The organism is Solibacillus sp. FSL W7-1472 (assembly GCF_037969775.1).
GTDB lineage: Bacteria > Bacillota > Bacilli > Bacillales_A > Planococcaceae > Solibacillus > Solibacillus silvestris.
In genome coordinates this window covers 50001-55000 of sequence record NZ_CP150208.1, presented here as the reverse complement: position 1 = coordinate 55000, position 5000 = coordinate 50001, and the positions used below count along the sequence as shown (strand labels likewise).

The following is a 5000-nucleotide window of genomic DNA, read 5'->3' as shown; positions in this document are numbered from 1 at the left end:
ATGAATCTTGTATACGTGATAATAAATAATTTTTATTCAACTCATAATCTGGTGTCTCTTGAGATAGCTTTGTTATTTGCATTATAACCTCATCAATTATCACCTTTTTATGTAATATCCACTTAAAGTGCATCTTTTCGTCTCTCTTTTTTTAAAATTAGGTATAAAACGGCATTGTAAAGAATAGAAAAAAGTAGAGAAGTAAATTTAGTTGCTGCAAAGAATAGAAAAATTCCCCGTAGAACAGGAGAGAAAAAAAAATGGAACAAACGATTTCGATAGAGAAACGTATTAAAGAAATTTTTGCAGATGACCCGCTATATTTAGTTATTAAAGAAACACCGACTGAACAATTCTTTTTATCGGAAACTTATTTGTCCAACCTCATTGAGAAAAAATACTATTCCACACCTGAAGTAGCCAGCTGGTTTAATGTCACTGACGCACAGATACGTTACTATATTAAACCGTTTGAAGAATATCTTTTTGATGATGAAGCGTCAAATCCTACTACAGCATCTGTTATTCGTTTAGACTTTAGGGCCGTTATAAAACTGCGTATGATTTTACTGTTAAAAGACGAATACCGTGTAAAAGGGTTAAAGCAGCTATTACGTATTAATAAAGATGGCCATATTATCAAAAAAAGAACTTCTTCCTCAACAGAAGTAGGAATGCCCGATAATATTGAATACAGACTCAATGCCATGAGCCAAGCACTTGAGCAAATTATGAAAACAGGCTTGTTTAAAATGGAACAAGATGAAGAGACCCAGCAAATGCAGCTAAATTTGAACTATGATTTCTTTAAACAGGAGATCAAAGCCCTCCCTCCAGAACCTTCACAGGAATTGACGGAGATCCAAGTGGCTACAAAAAAACTTGAACAGGAAAATACCGAATTGAAAAAGAAAGTCGAGGAAATAATGGCTTCCAATAAAGAGGATATTGCTATTCGAATTAGAGAAAAGGCAATCGAACAAATTGTGCTCAACCGTTTGCAAAATGAGGCAGTTCAGCAGTACTCGCTACAAAGAAAAACGACCCTTTTCCAGAAACTTTTCCGTTCTGCGCAAATGGAAGTAGATAAGAAGCTGTATATTGCAGCTTATATCGAAGAAAAGTTTCCAAAACAATTAACCCAGGCACTACTTGAATACCATGAACAATCTATAAGTTACCAAAATGAATAATCTAAACGCTTCCTTCCATAAGGGAGCGTTTTTACTTTGAAAATGACATTCATATAAGTTTTATAATAAAACATAATCGTGTGTACTTAATAAATCACAAAGCAGAAAAATTATTTTCCATTCTACTATTCCCCGTATTCTCTCAGGTTTCTTATTACAGCGAAATTTGAGAAAAAATGAATGCTGATAATTTTATTTTCTCTCAGGGAAATCACGGACTGATTTATATGGAGGACTAGGTGGGGAAAAGTTTATAAACGGAACCTCGGATTATAAAAGGAATTCATATCCCACACAATTCTCGATGTTAAATATTAAAATGAACAAGTCAAACTCCTATTTAATTTAAACGACAAAAAAACCCACTGATTACTCAGTGGGTTTGCGTTGTGCGAAGCGATGTCCTACTCTCACAGGGGGAAGCCCCCAACTACCATCGGCGCTAAAGAGCTTAACTTCCGTGTTCGGTATGGGAACGGGTGTGACCTCTTTGCCATCATCACTTCACTATAGTGGGCTTTAAATAAGCCTATGTAAAAGAATTTCATTCTTTCAAAACTGGATAAACGTTTCATTGAATTGAGCAATAAAATGTGGTTAAGTCCTCGACCGATTAGTATTCGTCAGCTGCATGCGTCACCGCACTTCCACCTCGAACCTATCTACCTGATCGTCTTTCAGGGGTCTTACTTACTTGCGTAATGGGAAATCTCATCTTGAGGGGGGCTTCATGCTTAGATGCTTTCAGCACTTATCCCGTCCATACATAGCTACCCAGCGATGCCTTTGGCAAGACAACTGGTACACCAGCGGTATGTCCATCCCGGTCCTCTCGTACTAAGGACAGCTCCTCTCAAATTTCCTACGCCCACGACGGATAGGGACCGAACTGTCTCACGACGTTCTGAACCCAGCTCGCGTACCGCTTTAATGGGCGAACAGCCCAACCCTTGGGACCGACTACAGCCCCAGGATGCGATGAGCCGACATCGAGGTGCCAAACCTCCCCGTCGATGTGGACTCTTGGGGGAGATAAGCCTGTTATCCCCGGGGTAGCTTTTATCCGTTGAGCGATGGCCCTTCCATGCGGAACCACCGGATCACTAAGCCCGTCTTTCGACCCTGCTCGACTTGTAGGTCTCGCAGTCAAGCTCCCTTATGCCTTTACACTCTACGAATGATTTCCAACCATTCTGAGGGAACCTTTGGGCGCCTCCGTTACTCTTTAGGAGGCGACCGCCCCAGTCAAACTGTCCGCCTGACACTGTCTCCTACCCCGCTAAGGGGCATGGGTTAGAAGTTCAATACAACCAGGGTAGTATCCCACCGACGCCTCCTTCGAAGCTGGCGCTCCGAGATCTCTGGCTCCTACCTATCCTGTACAAGTTGTACCAAAATTCAATATCAGGCTACAGTAAAGCTCCACGGGGTCTTTCCGTCCTGTCGCGGGTAACCTGCATCTTCACAGGTACTATAATTTCACCGAGTCTCTCGTTGAGACAGTGCCCAGATCGTTACGCCTTTCGTGCGGGTCGGAACTTACCCGACAAGGAATTTCGCTACCTTAGGACCGTTATAGTTACGGCCGCCGTTTACTGGGGCTTCAATTCACAGCTTCGCTTGCGCTAACCGCTCCTCTTAACCTTCCAGCACCGGGCAGGCGTCAGCCCCTATACGTCACCTTACGGTTTTGCAGAGACCTGTGTTTTTGCTAAACAGTCGCCTGGGCCTATTCACTGCGGCTTCTCTAGGCTATGCACCCAAAGAAGCACCCCTTCTCCCGAAGTTACGGGGTCATTTTGCCGAGTTCCTTAACGAGAGTTCTCTCGCACACCTTAGGATTCTCTCCTCGACTACCTGTGTCGGTTTGCGGTACGGGCACCTCTCACCTCGATAGAGGCTTTTCTTGGCAGTGTGAAATCAGGAACTTCGCTCATACGAGCTCGTCATCACAGCTCAACGTTAAAGTATGCGGATTTGCCTACATACACGCCTTACTGCTTGAACACGCGCAACCAACGGCGTGCTTACCCTATCCTACTGCGTCCCCCCATTTCTCAAACGGTGAGGAGGTGGTACAGGAATATCAACCTGTTGTCCATCGCCTACGCCTATCGGCCTCGGCTTAGGTCCCGACTAACCCTGAGCGGACGAGCCTTCCTCAGGAAACCTTAGTCATACGGTGCATGGGATTCTCACCCATGTTTCGCTACTCATACCGGCATTCTCACTTCTAACCGCTCCACCAGTCCTTCCGGTCTGACTTCAACGCTGTTAGAACGCTCTCCTACCACGCATACTCAAAGTATGCATCCACAGCTTCGGTGAATCGTTTAGCCCCGATACATTTTCGGCGCAGCGTCACTCGACCAGTGAGCTATTACGCACTCTTTAAATGATGGCTGCTTCTAAGCCAACATCCTGGTTGTCTAAGCAACGCCACATCCTTTTCCACTTAACGATTACTTGGGGACCTTAGCTGGTGGTCTGGGCTGTTTCCCTCTTGACTACGGATCTTATCACTCGCAGTCTGACTCCCGTGTATAAATATCCGGCATTCGGAGTTTGTCTGAATTCGGTAAAGCGAGATGCCCCCCTAGTCCAAACAGTGCTCTACCTCCGGTATTCTCAATCACGAGGCTAGCCCTAAAGCTATTTCGGAGAGAACCAGCTATCTCCAGGTTCGATTGGAATTTCTCCGCTACCCACACCTCATCCCCGCACTTTTCAACGTGCGTGGGTTCGGGCCTCCAGTGAGTGTTACCTCACCTTCACCCTGGACATGGGTAGATCACCTGGTTTCGGGTCTACGACCACGTACTAATTCGCCCTATTCAGACTCGCTTTCGCTGCGGCTCCGTCTTCTCAACTTAACCTCGCACGTAATCGTAACTCGCCGGTTCATTCTACAAAAGGCACGCTATCACCCATTAACGGGCTCTAACTACTTGTAGGCACACGGTTTCAGGATCTATTTCACTCCCCTTCCGGGGTGCTTTTCACCTTTCCCTCACGGTACTGGTTCACTATCGGTCACTAGGTAGTATTTAGCCTTGGGAGATGGTCCTCCCGGATTCCGACGGAATTTCACGTGTTCCGCCGTACTCAGGATCCACTCTGGAGGGAATGAACTTTTGACTACAGGGCTTTTACCTTGTTTCGCGGACCTTTCCAAGTCGCTTCGTCTAATTCATTCTTTTGTAACTCCGTATAGAGTGTCCTACAACCCCAAAGAGCAAGCTCTTTGGTTTGGGCTCTTCCCGTTTCGCTCGCCGCTACTCAGGGAATCGAATTTTCTTTCTGTTCCTGCAGGTACTTAGATGTTTCAGTTCCCTGCGTCTGTCTTCAACACGCTATGAATTCACGTGAAGATACTATCCGATTAAAGATAGTGGGTTCCCCCATTCGGAAATCCCCGGATCAAAGCTTACTTACAGCTCCCCGAGGCATATCGGTGTTAGTGCCGTCCTTCATCGACTCCTAGTGCCAAGGCATCCACCGTGCGCCCTTATTAACTTAACCAAAAGTTAACACTTAGATCAGAGATCTAAGATTTAAGTTTACACGTCAATTGCTTGACTTGTTTAAAAATCTATAAAATAGAAATTTGATTTATTGCTTTCAATGTCGTTTTATCCAGTTTTCAAAGAACGAGTGTTTTGAAGTATTTCATTCATTTAAGAATGAACCTTCAAAACTGAACAGCAAACGTTAATGTTTCATTCCCCAAGGGAATGATTCCGAAATAATCCTTAGAAAGGAGGTGATCCAGCCGCACCTTCCGATACGGCTACCTTGTTACGACTT

Annotated in this window: 1 protein-coding gene and 3 rRNA genes (1 of these 4 only partly in view); 1 reads left to right on the top strand and 3 read right to left on the bottom strand. The window is 44.8% G+C overall.

Annotation, left to right across the window (positions count from 1 at the left end):
• Positions 1 to 260 precede the first annotated feature (260 nt).
• Complete coding sequence (locus MKY07_RS00240; protein ID WP_339263437.1) at positions 261 to 1193, top strand: DNA primase; 933 nt, start codon at positions 261 to 263, stop codon at positions 1191 to 1193.
• 391 nt (positions 1194 to 1584) lie between these two features.
• Here MKY07_RS00240 and rrf read toward each other — a convergent pair.
• From rrf to MKY07_RS00225, 3 genes are all read right to left on the bottom strand, one after another.
• A 5S ribosomal RNA gene (gene rrf / locus MKY07_RS00235) occupies positions 1585 to 1700 on the bottom strand.
• 86 nt (positions 1701 to 1786) lie between these two features.
• Positions 1787 to 4715, bottom strand: a 23S ribosomal RNA gene (locus tag MKY07_RS00230).
• 234 nt (positions 4716 to 4949) lie between these two features.
• A 16S ribosomal RNA gene (locus MKY07_RS00225) occupies positions 4950 to 5000 on the bottom strand; it runs 1506 nt beyond the window's last position.
• The 16S, 23S and 5S rRNA genes sit together here, the layout of an rRNA operon.